18 protein-coding genes and 3 tRNA genes are annotated in these 19,719 nt (G+C 46.8%); 8 read left to right on the forward strand and 13 right to left on the reverse strand.

Going from position 1 to position 19,719, the window contains the following annotated elements; genetic code table 11:
- Positions 1-83: 83 nt before the first annotated feature.
- From EOV40_RS08295 to EOV40_RS08305, 3 genes are all read right to left on the reverse strand, one after another.
- Positions 84-1,571, reverse strand: a complete 1,488-nt coding sequence (locus EOV40_RS08295) for a glucosyltransferase domain-containing protein (RefSeq protein WP_128105635.1) — start codon at positions 1,569-1,571, stop codon at positions 84-86.
- 51 nt (positions 1,572-1,622) lie between these two features.
- The gene (glf, locus tag EOV40_RS08300; RefSeq protein ID WP_128105636.1) at positions 1,623-2,774 is read right to left on the reverse strand and encodes a UDP-galactopyranose mutase; all 1,152 of its coding nucleotides are present in this window, start codon (positions 2,772-2,774) and stop codon (positions 1,623-1,625) included.
- Between the two features lie 137 nt (positions 2,775-2,911).
- Positions 2,912-4,687 carry a glycosyltransferase family 2 protein gene (locus EOV40_RS08305; RefSeq protein WP_208729323.1) on the reverse strand — a complete coding sequence of 592 codons (1,776 nt, stop codon included), beginning with the start codon at positions 4,685-4,687 and terminating at the stop codon, positions 2,912-2,914.
- A 693-nt stretch (positions 4,688-5,380) separates the two neighbouring features.
- On the opposite strand from EOV40_RS08305, the gene EOV40_RS08310 reads away from it, so the two are divergent.
- Entirely contained in the window at positions 5,381-5,896 is a 516-nt protein-coding gene (locus tag EOV40_RS08310; protein WP_128105638.1) for a hypothetical protein, read from the forward strand.
- A gap of 10 nt (positions 5,897-5,906) precedes the next feature.
- Positions 5,907-7,343, forward strand: a complete 1,437-nt coding sequence (locus EOV40_RS08315) for a phosphatase (protein ID WP_128105639.1) — start codon at positions 5,907-5,909, stop codon at positions 7,341-7,343.
- 1,047 nt (positions 7,344-8,390) lie between these two features.
- Here the strand turns inward: EOV40_RS08315 and EOV40_RS08320 are convergent.
- The 5 genes from EOV40_RS08320 to EOV40_RS08340 form a co-directional block, all read right to left on the reverse strand.
- Positions 8,391-8,467: transfer RNA gene (locus tag EOV40_RS08320), tRNA-Arg, on the reverse strand.
- Between the two features lie 36 nt (positions 8,468-8,503).
- The gene (locus EOV40_RS08325) at positions 8,504-8,809 is read right to left on the reverse strand and encodes an ETC complex I subunit (protein WP_128105640.1); all 306 of its coding nucleotides are present in this window, start codon (positions 8,807-8,809) and stop codon (positions 8,504-8,506) included.
- Positions 8,810-8,832: 23 nt separating this feature from the next.
- Positions 8,833-8,909, reverse strand: a tRNA-Pro gene (locus EOV40_RS08330).
- Positions 8,910-8,967: 58 nt separating this feature from the next.
- Positions 8,968-9,453: a xanthine phosphoribosyltransferase gene (gpt, locus tag EOV40_RS08335; protein ID WP_003629580.1), complete on the reverse strand. Its 486-nt coding sequence runs from the start codon at positions 9,451-9,453 to the stop codon at positions 8,968-8,970.
- Between the two features lie 58 nt (positions 9,454-9,511).
- Positions 9,512-10,897 carry a glycosyltransferase family 4 protein gene (locus tag EOV40_RS08340; protein WP_128105641.1) on the reverse strand — a complete coding sequence of 462 codons (1,386 nt, stop codon included), beginning with the start codon at positions 10,895-10,897 and terminating at the stop codon, positions 9,512-9,514.
- A gap of 84 nt (positions 10,898-10,981) precedes the next feature.
- Between EOV40_RS08340 and upp the strand changes: the two genes are divergently transcribed.
- Positions 10,982-11,650: a uracil phosphoribosyltransferase gene (gene upp, locus EOV40_RS08345; RefSeq protein ID WP_080986824.1), complete on the forward strand. Its 669-nt coding sequence runs from the start codon at positions 10,982-10,984 to the stop codon at positions 11,648-11,650.
- Between the two features lie 39 nt (positions 11,651-11,689).
- On the forward strand, positions 11,690-11,941 hold the full coding sequence (locus tag EOV40_RS08350; protein WP_087651920.1) for a hypothetical protein: 252 nt from the start codon (positions 11,690-11,692) through the stop codon (positions 11,939-11,941).
- Between the two features lie 102 nt (positions 11,942-12,043).
- Here EOV40_RS08350 and EOV40_RS08355 read toward each other — a convergent pair whose 3' ends face one another.
- Positions 12,044-12,289, reverse strand: a complete 246-nt coding sequence (locus tag EOV40_RS08355) for a hypothetical protein (RefSeq protein WP_128105642.1) — start codon at positions 12,287-12,289, stop codon at positions 12,044-12,046.
- A gap of 137 nt (positions 12,290-12,426) precedes the next feature.
- On the reverse strand, positions 12,427-13,767 hold the full coding sequence (locus tag EOV40_RS08360; RefSeq protein ID WP_128105643.1) for a UDP-glucose dehydrogenase family protein: 1,341 nt from the start codon (positions 13,765-13,767) through the stop codon (positions 12,427-12,429).
- 281 nt (positions 13,768-14,048) lie between these two features.
- On the opposite strand from EOV40_RS08360, the gene EOV40_RS08365 reads away from it, so the two are divergent.
- On the forward strand, positions 14,049-14,387 hold the full coding sequence (locus EOV40_RS08365) for a P-II family nitrogen regulator (protein WP_050820156.1): 339 nt from the start codon (positions 14,049-14,051) through the stop codon (positions 14,385-14,387).
- An 83-nt stretch (positions 14,388-14,470) separates the two neighbouring features.
- On the opposite strand, the gene cysE is transcribed toward EOV40_RS08365, so the two are convergent.
- Both cysE and EOV40_RS08375 read right to left on the reverse strand, forming a co-directional pair.
- The gene (gene cysE, locus EOV40_RS08370) at positions 14,471-15,340 is read right to left on the reverse strand and encodes a serine O-acetyltransferase (RefSeq protein WP_003625733.1); all 870 of its coding nucleotides are present in this window, start codon (positions 15,338-15,340) and stop codon (positions 14,471-14,473) included.
- 2 nt (positions 15,341-15,342) lie between these two features.
- Positions 15,343-16,593: a UbiH/UbiF/VisC/COQ6 family ubiquinone biosynthesis hydroxylase gene (locus EOV40_RS08375; protein ID WP_128105644.1), complete on the reverse strand. Its 1,251-nt coding sequence runs from the start codon at positions 16,591-16,593 to the stop codon at positions 15,343-15,345.
- A gap of 361 nt (positions 16,594-16,954) precedes the next feature.
- Between EOV40_RS08375 and EOV40_RS08380 the strand changes: the two genes are divergently transcribed.
- Positions 16,955-17,518 carry a DedA family protein gene (locus EOV40_RS08380; RefSeq protein WP_244296859.1) on the forward strand — a complete coding sequence of 188 codons (564 nt, stop codon included), beginning with the start codon at positions 16,955-16,957 and terminating at the stop codon, positions 17,516-17,518.
- A gap of 503 nt (positions 17,519-18,021) precedes the next feature.
- Here EOV40_RS08380 and EOV40_RS08385 read toward each other — a convergent pair.
- Positions 18,022-18,111 (reverse strand) — tRNA-Ser (locus tag EOV40_RS08385).
- Positions 18,112-18,270: 159 nt separating this feature from the next.
- Between EOV40_RS08385 and efp the strand changes: the two genes are divergently transcribed.
- Positions 18,271-18,837 carry an elongation factor P gene (gene efp, locus EOV40_RS08390; protein WP_003625750.1) on the forward strand — a complete coding sequence of 189 codons (567 nt, stop codon included), beginning with the start codon at positions 18,271-18,273 and terminating at the stop codon, positions 18,835-18,837.
- A 45-nt stretch (positions 18,838-18,882) separates the two neighbouring features.
- Positions 18,883-19,713, forward strand: coding sequence for an inositol monophosphatase family protein (locus EOV40_RS08395; RefSeq protein ID WP_080587156.1), 831 nt, complete (start codon positions 18,883-18,885; stop codon positions 19,711-19,713).
- Positions 19,714-19,719: the final 6 nt, after the last annotated feature.

Here is a 19,719-nt window from a genome sequence, read left to right on the forward strand (position 1 = left end):
AATCACAGAGAGTTCTTCAAAACCACAAGTTTTTTAGAACTCTCCACCTTTAAAGAGCCTCCTTTTATCTATCTATAAAATAACTATTTACAGGCTGCTTTTGTAAAATCGACTATCGCCATTTTATCTCTGGCGCGCAAAACAAAAAACTTGTTACGGGTTAATACATTGTATGAACATTTTTCCGCCAGTATATCGTTACGCTCTGCCCCCTCAATAAAAACTTCATCAACAAACCCATACATACCAATTCTGCGTTCGCCCCAATACCAACCATCACGTATGTATTTATCAACCAATGTTCCTATGATTTTATAAATACTCCGAGAATACTCCACCTGAGGAGCATAAGGAATTTCACCGTCAATAACGACTTTCGTATGATCATTTGAAACCAAATAAGGGTTAGCTAGCGCCAAAATCTGATTTGTAAATTCGTTTTGCTCTTTTAACGCTGAGGCATATGTAGCGCACAGACTAAAAGAATAGAGTGCAATACAGGCAACAGCTATATTAATGTATTCATAACGAACATATTTTTGGGCTCCGAATATAAGAAGCAAAAAGACAAATGGGAAAGCTATCAATATCCGCAGCCACCATGGTGGATAAAATATGAAAACATTCAAACCCAAACCGCAAAGAAATATAGAGAAAACCAGAAAAAATATAGAGAAAACAGAAACGAGTTTTATTTTCTCTACTGAAATATATTTATATGCAGAAAACAAAAACATGCAGAACAATGGAAGAGCGGACATAAAAAATCTAAAATCAATATTATGCCTAATGAAAATTAAGCCATTTTTGATATTAAATAAGAAATTCTTAAAGACTTCAGGTTCTTGAAAAATGCTTACACTTCTTCCAAATGAAATCTGCACATGGAATAACTTTAAAATAATTTCATAAAAAAGAGTTGAGCCAACAAATGCAGCCATTCCATAAGCTAATATGGAAACTGATTTTATAAAATTTCTCTCAAGTACAAACTTCGTCGCAAAAATAGCGCATAAAGAAACATATCCAGCTACGGTAGACTGATATGTCATCCAAGCCAACATAAGAGAAATAACAGAAGTTAGAAAAAAAAGCTTTCTATCTTCAATAAAAATAAAAGGGAAAACCACCAAAAATACAGATACCGACATAATCAAAGAGTCATATCTATAAGTTAAATTTTCAAGCATAAAAGGTGAAATCATTATAAATAAAGGTGCGATAGAAAAACAATTTCTCCTTAATATTTTCATTGAATCACATATTAATATTCCTGAAAAAACAAGAATTAATGATGAAATTATTGTTGTGTAAGGAAATAAATCTACTTGTTTTACTCTAATCGATGCAAAATTCAGATTCAAAAGCCACATAATCGCATTTGCAAAAAAACGACCATCCTGTGACCAACCATATCCATAAATGACCCTATCATAGTCATCCATGTAATAGACATCACTTAACAAAATAGGAAATACATACAAAAAAGACAGTAAGTATAAAAAATAAACCCCCTTAACCCTAAAAGATGCTGAAAAGGCATCTTTTATATTTTCGACAAAAGAAGCCATGATTCACCTTTATGGAGCAGTTTAGGCCCGTAAAAACGGGCCTCTTGTTTTTTAGGTAGGGTCAACAAAAAACGCTGGAAGCGAGAGCGCAGGTGCCTGTAATGCCGTATCAATGACATCGCACGCAGCCAGAGCTTCCTTGATGGTTACATCCATATCCAGATAACGATACGTGCCCAAACGGCCCATAAAGGACACACCTTTTTCTGCACGTGCGAGCTCGATATAGCTTTCGAGCATCTTCTTTTCGTTTACCAAGCGGATAGGATAGTAAGGAATATCGTTTTCACCTGCCAGACGGCTGTATTCACGGAAACAAACAGTTTTAGAGAACTTGTCCTGTTCCCACGGGGCAAAGTGTTTGTGCTCAGAAATACGCGTATAGGGCACTTCTTCATTACAGTAGTTGATAACTGCTGTACCCTGATGATCACCATCATCTACAAAGCGTTCAAAATCCAGCGTTCTATAGCCCAAGCGGCCCAAACGGAAACCAAAATACCGATCAATCGGGCCTGTATAGAAGACGTGCTGAAAATCTTCTTTCAGGCTTTCAAAAGAACAGCCCAACCGCACATCAATACCTTCAACGTTCAGGATATTCTGCACGATGGCAGTATAACCTTCTTCCGGCATGCCCTGATACGGATGGTTGAAGTAGTTATCATCATAATTGAAACGCAAAGGCAGGCGCTTGAGAATAGATGCGGGAAGCTGCGTAGGCTCTAACCCCCACTGCTTGCGCGTATATCCATAAAAGAATGCCCGATATAGTTCCGGGCCAATCATGCTCAGCGCCTGTTCTTCAAAGGACTGAGGGTTTGTAATGCTTTTATCCGCCTTGCTTTCAATAAAAGCACGCGCTTCCTTCGGCCCCATTGTTGTACCGAAGAACTGGTTAATGGTCAGCAGGTTAACAGGCAGCGTGTAAACGTGCTCGTTAGAAATGGCCTTCACACGGTTTACATAAGGCTTGAACGTGCCAAACTTCTGCACATAAGCCCATGTGCGCTCATCAGCGGTGTGGAAAATATGAGGCCCATATTTGTGCACCATAACACCGGTTTCAGCATCGCGCTCTGTATAACAGTTCCCGCCAATATGGGAACGTTCATCCACAACCACCACTTTATGGCCACGCTCTGCCAAATGACGGGCAATAACAGCACCACTAAATCCAGCGCCCACAACACAGAAGGTCATATGTTTACAGCCTTTTCCTCAGTCTTTTTACACGGTATAGTACTTAGCCTTGCCGTGCTTTAGTTTTATGATTCACTGATAAACAATTTACTGAACAGAAGCTATACTGCGACACAGAAATAGAGATGAAAGAATAATTAATGATCTGAATCACTCTTGGGCTGAGCACGATAGACATTTTGCCAGAATACTTTACTTGTCAGCATTGGCAGTTTTTTACGGTAGGAACGCCTAACAACAGAAGATCGTAAAATAAAAGCAAGGCTAGCTTTTACAAACGCCCCTAAAAGACTGAAAAATTGGGACCTGTTAAGTTGGGCCTCAAAAATATCCTGAGTTTCATATTTACGATAAACAATATGCTGGTAGCTAAAAATCAACCCCAGCAAACCACGTGTATATTCTCCAACATATACGGGCGTTTTTCGTAAGCACCATTGCGGCAACAAATGCCCATTCAGGGTTATAAGCCTGATATACTTCCGTATGCGTGTTTCTGGCTTGCCTTCATAACGGAAAGGCATTGATTGAAAATATACAGGTTCTTTACGTTGCAGGGTTTCTTTTTGGATACGCTTGGCAATGGGCATAAAATCCAGATTTTGTTGCCAAAAATCCGGCCCTTTGCTGACGTCCTGAAATGCCAGCAAAATAGCATGCGCACTCTGATATCTGCATGACAGCACACACCATAAAAAGGCCAGCCCCATCATTTTCAAAGCAGCTAAAGTCCGCCCCTGCCCCACCATAAGATAAATAGCCAAGGACGCACGCATACCCAGGTAGCGGGTAAAAGCACTTTCCTTGCTGAGAAAGTGCTCGGAAAAACAGGCAATACCATTTACCGTGACAATATTAAAATGGTTCATCAGGCCAAAGAGCGCATCATCTCCCCTTACAAAAAAGGGAAATGGGTAGGCTGATACGGCATCCAACCGAAACGCAAAAAACCACCAGCCACCATAAACGGGCTTGCCAATATCCTGCTCTAGCTTGAGCAGGTTTTCTACTGGCCTAACATCCGCACCTTCATGCAATGGACGGAAAACACCGCCAGAAAATTCGGCTCCTTTTTCCTGCACGCTCCATGGTTTGTGATCATCCAACAAAGTGCCTGCCAAACCTATGTGCTTATCCACACTATAGGCCAACATGGCGTAACAGCGCCGAATGGCTTCAACCTCGCAGGAAATATCATCATCCATAAAGAGGCTGTGGGTAAATGTGCCCTGCTCCTGCAGGTATAAGAGGCCACACGCAAAACCCCCGCTGCCGCCATAATTGTGGTTTTTGATAACCTTGGCCCCCGGCACCTCTGCCGGATCTAGGTTAGCTGAATTATCTATAACAATAAAATGGATCACATCCTGATAAACAGGATCTTGCAAGAGCGCCTTTTGCACCCGCTGGATGGAATTACGCACATATTGCTGCCGATTAAAATGTGTAATGACAACGCCCAACTGCGGCACCTGCACCATGGGTGAATATGTTGCAAAATATGCTGTCTCTACCGTGCACTCTGCCTTGGCCGTTATGCTAAAATATAGCAAACCTTCAGATAATGCAGGCCACGCCGATATTTCCTCCGAGCAGCGTATTTCGCCTTCAATTTCTTTGCTCCAAAGAGGAGTAACAACATCAGCAGTGGAACGATGAAAAAGTGTGACCTCACCTTGCCCGCGTATGTGCACGCTCAATGATAAGCGGCTTACACCACCCGCCTGCTTCCATTTTTTTACGGAAAACGCATTGTAAAATGTATCAAAGGTAGATGTCTGCCCGGCCTGTAGCCGAAAAGCTTGGGAAGATGTATTCGCCACACGCTCTGGCAGCGCAGGACGCGCATACATTGCATCGCATTGCTCCAGCCCTTCTGTTGGCAGGATAAGACGATGCAAAACCGTAAGCATGGCAGCACTTTCAAACAAAGTAAGAAAAGACACATCCGGCTTTAGCGCACACAAACGCCTGCCGCACCTTGTATTTTAGGAAAAAATTGGCGCGCTCTTCTAGTTTCGAACCAGCGCCCCACAGCTTAGAAGGCTAAAACTCCACGATAGTGTGTCGTGTTCGCGCTTCATTTCCAATGAGCAAAAAATGGCTTGGATACTTACTACCCATGATCAGAGAGACCCTCTAACAAATAAAGCCACAGAAATATGCGTCATGTCTTATTCCTAGCCCCGATAATTGCGAGAGCTGCCGCAAAGACCACACGTCACATTGCTCACCATGAAAAGTCTCACGCTATGCGTAAAATGCATCATCCAGAAATTTTAAAGAAATCATAATATAATTGTTAAGATTAAATTCTGTTGTGCATTAGGTTCTAGCAAATGTGCCTTATTGCCACTCATTCCGGTAAGACCGCCCGGCCCTTCATGAGCTTCCGCAATTTCGCCGCCGCAAGCTGTGGAACTGATCTTTTGCCAACATACCCTGCCCCCTACTAGACCTTGGATCATGGTAGGGTTTATTTCCTTCTTTCCTGCCTTTTGGGTAACGTCTATAGGTATTTAGTAGATACTGTTTGGAGATTATAGGCCAATGTTTGTTATCCCATCTATAAAAGATTTTTTTCTGAAAAAGATCTAATAGATTCCGTGTGGGAATGGCGTTATGCCGATGGAAGAGTTTGCTCAACTAATTTCCAATTTTCTGAGACTGGTACGATAGAAGGTTTTTACTCAGCAAACGAGAGCACTTGGAGCCTTTCAGACGATGGGCTGAAGATTTTCCGTAGTGATAAAACTTTGATGTGGAATTTTCAGGTTCTTGAAAAGCAAAATGGAAAGTTTTTCTTTCGTAGTTTTGCCAAGCATGAAGATTTCAAAGATCAATGCTTTTACCTTACTCAAATAAGCAAAAAACAAACAGAACAAGATGATTCCGAGAAAGAAGAAACTGTCCGTCTCGTTATTTGGGACTTAGATGATACTTTCTGGGAAGGAACATTGTCTGAAGGGGAAGTTAAACTTCGACTTGATACCCTTCATATGATCAGAGAGCTTAATAACCGCGGTATTGTAAACGCAATATGTTCAAAAAATACATATAAAGATACGCGTGAAATGCTAGAACGTCTGGGGGTATGGGACGATTTTGTTTTTGTTCATTGATGATAATTTAATGAATCTCAATGAAGTTAAGGCCGCCGTTCCTGGTATTAGAGTTGCTGAACCAGACATTATTAAAAATTGGCAGGAAAATCCAATTTTCCGCGGCAAGCCAGATCTAAAGCACAAACGACTGAAAGCTTATCGTATACTTGAATCTAAACAAAGCGATAAAGAAAAAATTGGCGGCGATAATGAAGAATTTTTAAGAAGTAGCAATATAAGAATCAGTTTTCATACAGATGTAGAAAAAGAATTCTCTCGTATTCATGAATTGGTAAACCGCACAAACCAATTAAACTTTACCAAAAACAGATGGCCTGAAGACGTTGAAGAAGCGCGTAAACTTTTTGAAAAAGAAGTTTCTGAAGAATTCTTTTCAGATTTTGGATACATAAAAGTCTCCGATAGTTATGGTGATTATGGTATTTGCGGTTTTTATTTCGCAAAGCCTGGATATATGCAGCATTTCCTATTTTCATGCCGCATTATGAATATGGGCGTTGAACAATACGTCTGGAATAAACTTGGCCGCAAACACATAGACATAAAGCCACCTACAGCATCTGATTTAAATAATCCTTCAAAAGTAGATTGGATTACCTTATGCGATGATGCAAACGCCCAAGATTCTCATAAAGACGATTCATCACTAAACTCTTTGCAGGTTTGCCTGCGTGGTGCTTGTGATCTTGCAATGACTTCTTTCTTCCTCAAGACAAAATTTGAGACGATTGAAGAATTTAATTATTCTGTGCACCCGTGGGAAGTACATACAAATGCCCGCAGTTTAGGTCTTTATAAAGATCAAGAAAGTGATTTGGATATCCGCACAATCCTAGAGAAAACTCTTGGGCCGGATTTCAATCGTTATAATAGCGATATTATACAAGAAAAATCAGATGTGTATGTTATCTCCTTCAGCCAAGAAGGCTTTATGAGTTCATACAGACATAAAGAAACAGGCCTGATTTTGAGCCTACGTTGCATGCATATGTTTCCTGGAACAGACGCATGTGATGCTGATTACACTTCTCTTGCTTATGATGATGTAAAAGACTTTTTAACAGATACAACTGAAGAAAAGTGGACTTATTTCAAAGAAAATTACGAATTCATCGGCGGTTTTAGAAATAGCGATATTGTTAAAGAGCAATTTCAAAACGATGTGATACACATTTTTACAAGATTAAAGCATGCTCAGAAAAAAGTTATTATTCTTGGCCTGAATGAAAAAATCGGCAACCTTCCTGAGCTTGTTAAATTGTGGAGTAGTATCAATTCTATCGTCAAGCCGCTAGCTGAGGCTTATGAATATGATTATATTGACATTAATGATTACGTAAAAACAGACGCAGATCTTACTGATGAGCTAGGAGGAGCACATTATAAAAGGTCTATATATAAAAAGTTCTCTGATGTAATCGCAGACTGCATTGCAAAAGTGTAAGCTCTATTCCAACAACTTTTATCAGTGGTTATTTATGAAATTTTAATATTGTTTGTAACCACCAACCGATATTGATTGTAGTATTTCTGTCTGAATGCATTAAATTCAGACAGAAATACCATATAAATATCCTAAATATAGAATACTAAAGAGACAGGCAAGTTAGCTCCTTCCAGCTAATAATATCCTGAAAAATAGATACCCCTACTTACTTATATAACCTGTCAGTAAGGGCTCTCTACGACATCCCCTTACAATTGAGCCGTCTCTTGTTTTTCGTTTGTCCGATTAAAGGGAGAGCAAGAGATATTTTTATTGTTCGACAACTCTAATAAGAGATGTCGATGGCGTAGCTGTAGTCGCCACATTCGATATTGAGGGCAACCTCGTAGCAGCATTAGGGCCCGCCTGTAACAAAATCCGTAAACGCATGACGCAACTGGGTTCTATCCTGACTGCTACGGACGAAGTCATATCAGGCACATAGATTACCACAGAAGCCGCTTCCGAACTCATCAGCGACCCCAATGACATCATCGCCGTCATACAGTCTTGGATGGGAGCACGATCGTCACAAGACAATACCCATGCTATTTTTTTGCAGAAGTAGACACTCGTCTGCATCTAGTCCCTGGTGCCGCAGCACAATACATTGAGGCTGCTGCCGCAAAATGGGATTACATAGTCGAACGAAAAGGCCTTAAAACGATACTATTCCGTGAGAACACCGGGAACAGGTATGATGTGTGGCCATAATTCTGCTTTAGGCTTGGGTTTTCATCAGCCTGATATTTGCGAAGAGTGTGCTTAGATTATTGCGGCGTTTGTTAGAGAACACAAAAAGTGCGTATTGTCTTCTCGCCCCTGCCAGACATAACAAGATGCCTAATAGGTAGAATCTACAGAGCTTTCTGATTTTCCAGCTTTCCTGAAAAATCAATCGCAGCCACTATGGATAAAATCAAGACATCGACCGTTTAGTGCTGTACCGGCCTGAGGGAAAGACTTTTGCCTTTCCCTAAAATCTATCCAAACTATTAAAAAGATTGGCGCGCCCTGCTGGATTCGAACCAGCGACCCACAGCTTAGAAGGCTGTTGCTCTATCCAACTGAGCTAAGGGCGCTTTACGCCCTACGCATAATAGAGAAAAGCGAGAAAATCAATGCGTCCAGTTCTGGATGCGATCATAACGGAAGTTATCTGCATACACTTTAGGGCGACGCATGCGCGGTGCAGTTTCTTCCACCACATATGCAATATGTTCGCGCTGTGCGTAAGCCTCTGCGGCTTCACGACTATCAAAATACAGATATATTTGAGATTGTGGATCAGCACTACCGGTCCACCCCATAAGAGCGCTCTGCTTACGTGGAGCAGATTGACCGTATTCAAAAACCCACTCTCTGGTTCCGGCTAAACCGGACTGACCAGCAGGCTTTGACTGTCTATAAATACGCGCCGGCATGATGTTGCCTCCCGCTTTATTTATGGTCGGGGCGCCCGGACTCGAACCGGGGGCCTCGTGTACCCAAAACACGCGCGCTACCAGGCTGCGCCACGCCCCGAACTGAGCGCTTGTTTAAGCGTCTATTCGGAGTATGGCAACCCTCTGATTGTAAAAAATCAGTCAACCGTGCTTTTTTTGCTTTTTGCCAGCGGCGGCACAAACAACGGTGCCGTATCCCACGGGAACAAAACCCAGGTATCCTGCGGCACTTCTGTAATAAACAGGTCTGTCAGTTCCTTGCCCGCTGGTTTGGCATACAGGCAGGCAAAAAAGGCTTTGGGCAGTTTTTCACGCACCACACGGGCGGTTACGCCAGAATCAACCAGATCATCAATAATCAGGAAGCCCTCACCATCCCCTGCTGCAACGGGCTCTTTGATAATCTGGGGTTTGCCCATATTTTCTTCATCATACGTCACAACAGAAATGGTTTCTATCAGACGGCATCCCAGTTCACGCGCCGCAATGGCTGCGGGAATCAAACCTCCGCGTGTTACCGCCACAATGCCTTTAATGGGCATTTTAGGCATCAGCGCCTCTGCCAATGCACGCGCATCACGGTGCAACTGATCCCATGTTACCGTGGCATAATTCACAGCCATTCAAGCGTTCCCTTTTCCATCCATTCCGCAACAATGCTTCTGTCGTGCCGTCGGGCCATTACATGACTGCCTGCCACAAAGTCTCAGCCGCCCGGCTCCAGCTGATAGGCTGAAAATGTGCCTTTATCTGCTGCTCCATGGCTGCCAGACGCTGTGGCTGATCCAGAACGTTACGTACAAGCTCCAATGCCTGCGATGCGTTATCAGGGTCAAACATTTCTGTCAGCCCCATACCTGCTTCTGGCAGGGAAGACGCTGATGACGTCAGGCTGGGTTTTCTCCAATACAGGCTTTCTGTTACCGGCAGGCCCCAACCTTCATAAAATGAAGGGAAAATTGTAAACTGTGCCTGCTTATAAAGCTGTGTCATACAGCTATCAGACGGCCGATCTATCCACACAACATGGCCATTCAGCCACGCGCTATTTTCAAGCTGCTGCAACAGGTCATCCACCAGCCACCCCTGCCCGCCGGCAATCACCAGCTTCGGTACAGTATTGGCGGGCCGCTCAAGCAATAACCGCCGCCAAACTCTGATTAAAAGTGCATGGTTTTTACGCACTTCCAGTGTGCCTGCACACAAAACATAAGGCCCGAGCTGTTTTATCTGCTCTTGAACAGAAGTAGATGCATTGGCTGAATCTGCTTTAGAAAACCCACACCCCATAGGCACAACAATAACGGGCACAGAAAGTAGCTTGCCGCTTTGTTGCGCATAAGCCAGCACATCTTTTTGGGTAGATTCGGAATTAGCAAAAATAACATCACATTCCGGCACAACATGCTCATACCAACGCCGAAATACTGCAGGCAAACCCGGCTGGCACCATTCTGGCCACAAAAGCGGCACCAGATCATGCACCAAAACCCCAATACGCATGCCATATTGCTGACGACACTGCCGCAACAGCTTCTGGTACATAGCATGAGACCATGATGCCCCCAGAGAAAGCAGGATATCTCCTTTTTGAGGAGAAAAAATCCGCTCCTGTGCGCTTAAATCGTCTTTTTTACGCAAATTGTGAGAAACAAGCTCCCACAGGCCACACGCAAGTGCGCCTCCGGCCTGCACCGCACTTTGGGTGTTGCGGATAAGCTTACCGGCCGGAACACGCACAGAAACAGGCACATGCTGCCCGCATTTTTGCAGCAAACTTTGATTTGTACTGTGTGAGGCTGAAAGGCTGCGTATCTGCATACTTTCCGGCTGCTCTGTACCCTGCCCGCTCAGGGCCTGCCACACAGCCTGCACCTGCGCCCACGATACCACCACAAAGCCTGTGCCCTGCATGTTGTGCCGCACAAAACCAATGTGGGCAGACATATGCGGATCACCCATAAAAGCCACGCAAATTTCCAGCACAACGCGTTGAATGCCTGTTAGCCGAGCGCCGGCTTGTGCAAAGGCAAACAGATCTTCCACATCCATCCAGATACGCTTCATGATGGCCATCCTTTTTCTCTATCCGCACGATCTGGATAAAACATATTCTGCATCTGCAAGAAAACGTGGCAGACCCGCTTTTCCATGATTATAGAGGGTTGCATGACAAGTCATGCTGTTACTCCCCTCCCTCCCCTTGTGCTGGATCATCCGCTTATCAAGCACAAATTGACCCATTTGCGGCGCGCAGAAACCTCCACGGCTGGTTTTCGTCGCTTGGTGCGCGAACTTAGCCTGCTGATGTGCTACGAAGCCACTCGCGAGCTGCCATTAGAGCCAATAGAAATTCAGACGCCTCTGGAACCCATGCAAGGTGAACAACTGGCTGGCCCAGATGTTTGCTTTATTTCCATCCTGCGGGCTGGCAATGGGCTTTTAGATGGCATGCTGGATCTGGTTCCCTTTGCACCAGTTGGCCATATTGGTTTGTACCGCGACCCTGAAACACTGGAAGCCGTAGAATATTACCTTAAGCTTCCTTCTCAGGTTTCTTCTCGCCGCTGCATTGTTGTTGATCCCATGCTGGCCACCGGGCACAGCGCGGCAGCAGCCATTACACGGCTGAAAGAAAAAGGCGCGCGCAAGCTGCTGTTTACCTGCCTACTTTCCACCCCAGAAGGCATTGCATGCCTGCAAAAAGCGCATCCTGATGTGCAGATCATGACATGCTCTATTGATCGCGGCCTGGATGAACACAGCTATATCGTTCCCGGCCTAGGTGATGCTGGGGATCGCCTTTTTGGCACACGTTAAGCGCTTGCCATTTGGCACGCATTTTTGTGGATCCGTGATATGAAACTGAAATCCGCTACTGTTCTTGCCGGCCTTCTGCTTGCACTGACTGCATGCCATGAGCAGCCGGCATCAGACAGCGCTCCCCTGTTCCATGACAAGGCGCACCAGAAGGCTCCTCCGCCTATCATTGAGGATGAAGACGAAAACCCACATGGTGGGCCAGCCTTAGATGAAAATGATGGCTATCGCCCTACACCTTCCAAGGCAAGCGGGCCTTATATGGGAACAGGCGCTGGCGGCTCACCGTAATATCTCAACGCTTTACACTGCAATCCACCACACTTTTTATAATGCCCTATTCCTGCATATTCTGCCGTTTACAGGAATAGGGCATTTATTCAGCACGATATTTTATTCATCCATTTCTGGAACACAGCCAATGCGTTCCAGAAATTCTGGTTCTCCATAATCACCAGCTTCTTCATCTACCTGCATACGCACCACCAGCGCACCCGCCACAGAAAGAATACCCGCCCGCACTTTTTCTATCCGGCGATGCGCATCTTCCGGGTTACGGCAGAGAATGGCAGCCCCACCCTCCAACCTAGTGCCACGCCATACAAATGGCTGAAAAACAATACGTTCAGACAAAGACATGAAAACCTCCTCATCTCTTAAATGTTCTATATTTGTTCCTTTTAAAAATGCAAGCGCAATCAAAAGAGATTCAATAAAAAAAGCCGTGACCTCCACTAGGCCACGGCTTTCCAAGCGTAATCCGACTTTAAGTAAAGTTATGGACGCCCGACAGACAGATATGAAAAACCAGAATCGCGCATAACTGCGGGATCAAAAATATTGCGCAAATCTACAATAATCTTGTTTTTCATACGCTGAGCCAAGGCATCTGGTGAAATGGAACGGAATTGCTCCCACTCCGTCAAAACCACCAAAACATCAGCATCCTGCGCGGCATCTAGCGCGCTTTCACAATATGTCGTTTCTGGCGGCAAAAGTGGTTTGGCTGCAGCCATGCCAACCGGATCATAAGCCTGCAAACGTGCCCCGGCTTCGGCCAAACGATGTAAAATGGGGATAGAGGCGGATTCCCGCATATCATCTGTTTCTGGCTTAAAGGTGAGGCCCAGCACTGCCACGGTCTTATTATTTACCGAGCCACCACATGCCGCAATAATACGCCCAGCCATGGCTGCTTTACGGGCTTCGTTCACCTGTACCGTGGTTTCCACCAAACGGCATCCACTTTGAGCTTCTTGCGCAATACGGGAAAGTGCAAGCGTATCTTTGGGGAAACAGGAACCACCATAACCGGGACCAGGGTTCAAAAAGCGGCTGCCAATGCGGTCATCCAGCCCCATGCCGTAAGCCAGCTCCTGCACGTTGGCCCCTAATTTTTCACACAGATCGGCCATTTCATTAATGAAGGAAATCTTCATGGCCAAAAAGGAGTTGGAAGCATATTTGGTTAGTTCTGCTGTTTCCAGACCGGTAAAGACCAACGGGGCGTCAATCTTCTTCAACGGTTCATAAACCCGCTGCATAACGGCTTCTGCCCGGCGTGCACGTTCTGGCTGTTTTTGATCCAACCCAATAATAACCCGATCAGGGCGCATACAATCATCAATTGCGCTGCCCTCACGCAGGAACTCAGGATTAGACGCTACATCAAAATCCAGATCCGACCGCGTGGTACGAATAATCTCTGCTATTCTGCGACTGCTGCCTACTGGCACGGTAGATTTGGTAACAATAACAGCATAGCCAGTAAGAGCCTGCGCAATCTGACGGGCTGCAGCATGAACATATTGTAGGTCTGCCGCACCATCTCCATTGCGTGGCGGAGTGCCTACGGCAATAAAAACAGCTTCTGCCCCGGCTACTGCCTGCGCAATATCATCTCCAAAAGTCAGGCGTCCGGCGCGTGCATTGTTTTCAACCAACACATCCAAGCCCGGTTCATAAATGGGGATACGACCCTCGCGCAAAGCTGAAAGGCGGTCTGGATTTGTTTCCACCACGGCCACATGCAGCCCAAATTCAGCAAAACATGCACCGGAAACCAGTCCAACATATCCGCCACCAATCATGGCTATACGCACGAGCAACTCTCCCATCCTGCCATAAGGTCATCACCTGCTTTATGTACAAACATCAGATGAACTCAACTGCGGCATCAATGCCCTGTGCAGACAACATACGCAATGTGAAAAGGTGAATATTGGTTTTGGCGTCTTATTTTGATCTGTTTTGCAGCCCTCAAAATTAAAAGAGAGCCCTTACCCGTAAAGCTGAGCATTCACATTTTCGCTCATCGAATATTCGCCTAGCGCAAGTCGGTTTAATATGTCACTATCGAAACGGAATAGACGGACATTTATATTGGAGTAAAAAGCGCATGAAACTGGTTACTGCGATTATCAAGCCTTTTAAACTTGATGACGTGCGCGAAGCTCTGGCTCCTTTAGGTATTCAGGGGTTAACAGTTTCTGAAGTAAAAGGCTTTGGCCGGCAACGTGGCCAGACCGAGATCTACCGTGGAGCAGAATATCGCATCAGTTTTCTGCCCAAGATCAAGGTTGAAATTGTTATCAAAGATGACATGGAAGACTTGGTTGTAGAAGCCATTGCTACAGCAGCGCACACTGGCAAAATTGGTGATGGCAAGATTTTTGTAAGTGATATTTCACGCGCTGTGCGTATCCGCACAAAAGAATCTGGCGAAAGCGCCCTATAAGCCAGTTTTCACGCGCTATGTTACTTTAAGAAATACATTACTGAAGGAAACGTAACTTTCCTTCAGTAATTCTTTTTTGCTTTTTAGATAATATAGTCAATCGGTGGAAGAGTCTGATCCATATTCAGGGCAGGCATACGCCCGGTATGGCGCACACCCACCTTACGGGCTGGATTACCTACAACCGTTGTAAAGGGCGGCACAGGCTCCAACACAATGGAACCAGCGCCAATTTTAGCGCCCTCACCAATTTCGATATTCCCCAAAACCTTGGCGCCCGCACCAATAAGCACGCCACGCCGCACCTTAGGGTGCCTGTCTCCTGAATGTTTGCCTGTCCCGCCCAAGGTGACGTTCTGCAAAATGGAAACATCATCCTCGATAATGCAGGTTTCCCCCACAACTATGCCTGTACCGTGGTCAAACAAAATACGCCGACCAAGGCGCGCTGATGGGTGAATATCCACAGCAAACAGTTCTGATGCACGGCTTTGCAGATGCAAGGCCAGATGGCGCCGTCCCTCCGCCCATAGCCAATGGGCTACCCGGTACGTCTGAACAGCCTGATAGCCTTTAAAGAACAGAAATGGCGTTACAAAATCTGGGCAAGCCGGGTCTCTTTCTCGAATCGCCAGCAGATCGGCAGCAGCAGCGCATACAATATCCGGCTCTGCATCAAACCCTTCTTTAACAAGCTCCGCCAAAGCATCGGACGCTACAGACCGATCCCCCAGCTTGCGCCCGATCAACGCCGCCAGCGCGGATGAAAAATCTGAATGACTGCGCACACCTGTTGCCAACAAGCCTTTCACCAACGGATCATGGCAAACACAGGCCTGCTGCGTCATCTGCTGCCACAGAACGTTTAACTGAGGCGCGCAGATTGAACTATCTTCATCAAAATGGCTGGCTTTGACGGCAGCCTGAGCACCGTCATGCGTTGCTGCATCCATTTTCACAATCCCATAGCGTGCTTTACAAAAGCTTTACGCAAAGCGGGCAAGCGGTTCACGCCCGCAATACCCACATCACGCGCAAACCTTAAAACTGGGTTATTGTTACTGAACAGCCTATCCAGCACATCGGTTGCGGCAAGCATAAGCATATTGGCCGGACGGCATTCCGCCTGATAACGCGCCAGCAACTCAGGCGCTCCCAAATCCTTATCGCGTTGATGTGCCGCAATCAAAATCTTGCTGAGCGCAATAATATCACGAAAGCCCAAGTTAAGCCCCTGCCCGGCTATGGGGTGGATACCATGTGCGGCATCTCCAACCAGAACCATGCGGGTATCTGTATAACGCTGGGCATATTGGGCAGACAAAGGATACGTCCAGCGCCGCCCCACAGGCTTCACCTGCCCCAAGCGATTATTACCCATCCGGCGCTGAAGCTGCATAGCAAACACATCATCCGGCAAGGCAGCAAAACGCTCTGCCAAGCCATCGTGATCGCTCCATACAATGGCGGACATGTAAGGATGTTCTTCATTGCCCGGCAAAGGTAACTGCGCAAACGGCCCTGCGGGCAAGAAATGCTCAAGCGCGCTGTTATCATGCGGAAATTCGTGCGCAATGGCGCAAACAATAGCTGTCTGACCATAAGACAAGCGTGTAAGCGGAATACCGGCCTGAGACCGCAAACGGCTTTTGCGTCCATCAGCAGCAACAATCAGCTTTGCCTGAAAGCTGCGCCCATCATGCAGGGTTACTGTTGCCCCTTCCTTACGGCGCACAATCGTGGCTTCAGCCGGGGCCAGCAGCGTAATTTCTGGCGTAGTATGCAGGCTGGCGTTTAACGCCACGCGCAAAGAACGTGCCTCAATCATCCACCCAAATGGCTGATTGGCATCTTCACGCGTGAACTCCAAAAACAATGGAGATGCAGGCTCACCCGGCCGACCATCTGTGACCAGAATATCCTCAATCGGGCAGGACGGCAGCGGCAGAGCCTCCCACACACCGGCTTCTTCCAGATACGCTTTTGGCCCAGCAGCAATGGCATAAGCCCGGCCATCAAAGTCTGGATCCTCCATGGGGGGCAGATCTGCCTTATCCACCACAGCTACCTTGATACCTGCCTGCGCCAAATGGCACGCCAAGGTTCCCCCAACAGGCCCAGCTCCAATAATGCAGACATCTACATCTGCAATGGGCATCTGCGCGTGTGCTGCCGCTGCGGGCTCGGCATGGGCTGTCTGATGCATAGGTTCGTTCCTTAGCTCATAAGCGCCGCACTTTTAGGGCGCATCTTCTCCAATTCAGGGCAGTCTATACACCAGCCCCTTACTCTTGTAATGAATTTGTATCAAACAACCAGAAAAGACATGAAATTACAGAGAGTTAGGTTCACCTAAAAATCTTTACCAGAAAAGCCATAATAGCTGAAGGTGCAATCTTGCCATGCACGAAAGCCACTAGCCCGCTTTTTTGGATTCCATCATGGTTTGCCAGCTTTTTTACTTTCATCACACACTCTAAGGATTATTCCCCCTGCTTGAGCATCTCGACTATCTGCTGCAGCATTATGGATATGGAATTGTCACCATCATTGTTATGATGGAAAGCATGGGCCTGCCCTTACCGGCGGAAACCTGCATTATCACGGCTGCGCTTTACAGCCTTAAAACCCACCATCTGGGTATTGAAGGCATTACTGCAGCCGCAGTTCTGGGTGCCATTATCGGGGATAATCTGGGCTATCTGATCGGGCGCCATGTTGGGCTGCCGCTTTTACAAAAACACGGCGCCAAAATTGGCCTAACGGCTGATCGCCTCCTGGTGGGGGAATATCTGTTTCACCACCATGGCGATGCCATTGTTTTCTTTGGCCGCTTTATCTCTGTTGCGCGTGTGTTTGTGGCATTGCTGGCGGGTGCATGCCAGTTGCGCTGGCCACGCTTTATGCTGTTTAACGCCCTTGGCGGCACTTGCTGGGCTGGCGGCTATGCTATTGGCACATACATACTGGGCAATCAGATTACCAAATTGTCTGGAACAGTCGGAACATGTGTTGGCGTTATAGGGTTTATCTTTATTATCGGGAGCGCCATCTTCCTTAAAAAGAATGAGAAGAAACTCATGCAGCGCGCCCTTACTGAAGCAAAGACGGGGCAATTTCCACCTGCATAAACAGTATATGCTATTGGAAACTGCCCTAGAAAATTATAAATTTTTACCTTAAACGCCTTTACCTCTGCACGCTTTCCAAAAGCCATTGGCAAACACGTAAGGTAAAGAAAGCACATAAGATGAGATGGTTTAGATCCCGCCTGATATGCCGCCTTCTTGGCCACAAATGGTCACCTTGGCAGCGTGAAAATTCATGGGGCAACAAGACTGAATTTTTGCACCGCCACTGCCTGCGGCATGGATGCTTGGCTACCGAGAAAAAAGCCGCAGAAACCAATTAAAAACAAATACCCGCAAAACCTGTATGGCTCGTATAATCTAAATTGCAGGTTCCCTGTGCTCTTCTTTGCTTAAGCTGAGCTGTATTTCACAAAAATTATGCACTTTTTCTAGCTCGGCTTCGCAAATAGGAGCCAGCAAAAAAAACAGATTGGCACACACAAAACACGGATTGGCACACATTGGATAAAGTGCCTTGTTTTTGTGGGATAAAATTAAAGTGCTGGCGGATGGGGTGGGATTCGAACCCACGGTACGGTTCCCCGCACGCTGGTTTTCAAGACCAGTTCCTTAAACCACTCGGACACCCATCCTCAATTCATCCATCTGAGGACCTGCCGCCTTATAAACAGGATATGGCCACCCTGTCCAGCGGGAGAAAACACGATATATCAAACGCAGTAAACTTGCTCTTCGGGCGTCAGGCTTGTACAAGCCCCATCCTTAATGGACATTCCTTTCAGGGACGAATTATGAAACAGCAGGCAAACCTGATCCGCGCCGGTCAGGTGATTGAGCATGATGGCCGCCGCTGGACGGTGCTGAAACAGCAGATCATCACCCCCGGCAAGGGCGGAGCATTCATTCAGGTTGAAATGCGCGACCTGAAAACCGGCAACAAAACCAACGAACGCTGGCGGACCGCTGATAGCGTTGAACGCCTGATGACGGAAGACAAGGAATACCTGTATTCCTACACCGATGGCGAACTGCTGGTTCTGATGGACCCGGAAACCTATGACCAGTTGACAGTTCCTGTGGATCTGCTGGGTGATCAGGCTCCGTTCATTCAGGATAACATGACCATCAACCTGCATCTGGTTGAAGGTGATCCGGTTGGTATTGATCTGCCGCCGCAGGTTACGCTGGAAGTTGTGGAAGCTGACCCGGTTGTAAAAGGCCAGACAGCCTCTTCCTCCTACAAGCCCGCAAAACTCTCCAATGGTGTCAAAACCATGGTGCCGCCCTTTATTGAATCGGGTGAACGTATTGTGGTTCGGACGGAAGACGGTTCCTACGTCGAACGCGCCAAAGACTGATCCCTTCCGTTTTTCTCTCCAGAGCAGGACAAAACTACAGTGGCCATGCGTCTCTCCCCCGTCATGATGGTGATGCAAACAGCAGCCCAGAAGGCGGCCAAGCGTCTCCTGCGCGATTTTAACGAAGTCGAGCAGCTTCAAGTCAGCATCAAAGGGCCGGGAGACTTTGTTTCCCAAGCTGATCTACGCGCAGAACAGACCCTGCGGGAAGAGCTGGAACGCGCCCGCCCCGGCTATGCCTTCTTCATGGAAGAATCCGGCAAATCCGGCAGCGATAACTGGACATGGCGTTGGGTGGTAGACCCGCTGGATGGCACCACCAACTTCCTGCACGGCATTCCGCATTGGGCTATTTCCATTGGCTTGCAGCGCCGCCTGCCAGATGGGCGTATCGAACTGGCCGCAGGGCTGGTTTATAACCCGGCAGCAGGTGAAATGTTCTGGGCAGAAAAAGGCACCGGCGCTTATCTGAACGAACGGCGTATCCGTGTATCCGCACGGCGTGACATGCAGGAATCCCTGTTTGCCACAGGCATTCCGTTCGCCAAGGTGCCTGCACGTATGCGCCTGCCGTTTGCACGCGTGCTGGGTGCCCTTATGCCGCGTGTTGCTGGTGTGCGCCGCTTTGGTGCCGCAGCGCTTGATCTGGCATGGGTAGCTGCCGGACGTTACGAAGGGTATTGGGAATTCGGCATCAAACCGTGGGATTGCGCTGCCGGTGCCCTTATCGTGCGTGAAGCCGGCGGCCAGGCAACAGACCCCGCAGGCGTTGATCTGGATGATCTGCCTGATGATGTCATGATTGTTGCTGGCAACGGCAACCTGCACAGCAAACTTCTGGAAGTGGTGGCAGATAGCCTTAAAGACGGCAACTAACTCTTC

This window comes from Acetobacter oryzoeni, assembly GCF_004014775.2.
Lineage (GTDB): Bacteria > Pseudomonadota > Alphaproteobacteria > Acetobacterales > Acetobacteraceae > Acetobacter > Acetobacter oryzoeni.

Bases quoted from the DNA above. Each gene is read 5' to 3' on its own strand.
- EOV40_RS08295 (WP_128105635.1), bottom strand. From the start codon at position 1,571: ATGGCTTCTTTTGTCGAAAATATAAAAGATGCCTTTTCAGCATCTTTT.
- glf (WP_128105636.1), bottom strand. From the start codon at position 2,774: ATGACCTTCTGTGTTGTGGGCGCTGGATTTAGTGGTGCTGTTATTGCC.
- EOV40_RS08305 (WP_208729323.1), bottom strand. From the start codon at position 4,687: ATGCTTACGGTTTTGCATCGTCTTATCCTGCCAACAGAAGGGCTGGAG.
- EOV40_RS08315 (WP_128105639.1), top strand. From the start codon at position 5,907: ATGAATCTCAATGAAGTTAAGGCCGCCGTTCCTGGTATTAGAGTTGCT.
- EOV40_RS08325 (WP_128105640.1), bottom strand. From the start codon at position 8,809: ATGCCGGCGCGTATTTATAGACAGTCAAAGCCTGCTGGTCAGTCCGGT.
- gpt (WP_003629580.1), bottom strand. From the start codon at position 9,453: ATGGCTGTGAATTATGCCACGGTAACATGGGATCAGTTGCACCGTGAT.
- EOV40_RS08340 (WP_128105641.1), bottom strand. From the start codon at position 10,897: ATGAAGCGTATCTGGATGGATGTGGAAGATCTGTTTGCCTTTGCACAA.
- upp (WP_080986824.1), top strand. From the start codon at position 10,982: ATGATTATAGAGGGTTGCATGACAAGTCATGCTGTTACTCCCCTCCCT.
- EOV40_RS08350 (WP_087651920.1), top strand. From the start codon at position 11,690: ATGAAACTGAAATCCGCTACTGTTCTTGCCGGCCTTCTGCTTGCACTG.
- EOV40_RS08355 (WP_128105642.1), bottom strand. From the start codon at position 12,289: ATGTCTTTGTCTGAACGTATTGTTTTTCAGCCATTTGTATGGCGTGGC.
- EOV40_RS08360 (WP_128105643.1), bottom strand. From the start codon at position 13,767: ATGGGAGAGTTGCTCGTGCGTATAGCCATGATTGGTGGCGGATATGTT.
- EOV40_RS08365 (WP_050820156.1), top strand. From the start codon at position 14,049: ATGAAACTGGTTACTGCGATTATCAAGCCTTTTAAACTTGATGACGTG.
- cysE (WP_003625733.1), bottom strand. From the start codon at position 15,340: ATGGATGCAGCAACGCATGACGGTGCTCAGGCTGCCGTCAAAGCCAGC.
- EOV40_RS08375 (WP_128105644.1), bottom strand. From the start codon at position 16,593: ATGCATCAGACAGCCCATGCCGAGCCCGCAGCGGCAGCACACGCGCAG.
- EOV40_RS08380 (WP_244296859.1), top strand. From the start codon at position 16,955: ATGGGCCTGCCCTTACCGGCGGAAACCTGCATTATCACGGCTGCGCTT.
- efp (WP_003625750.1), top strand. From the start codon at position 18,271: ATGAAACAGCAGGCAAACCTGATCCGCGCCGGTCAGGTGATTGAGCAT.
- EOV40_RS08395 (WP_080587156.1), top strand. From the start codon at position 18,883: ATGCGTCTCTCCCCCGTCATGATGGTGATGCAAACAGCAGCCCAGAAG.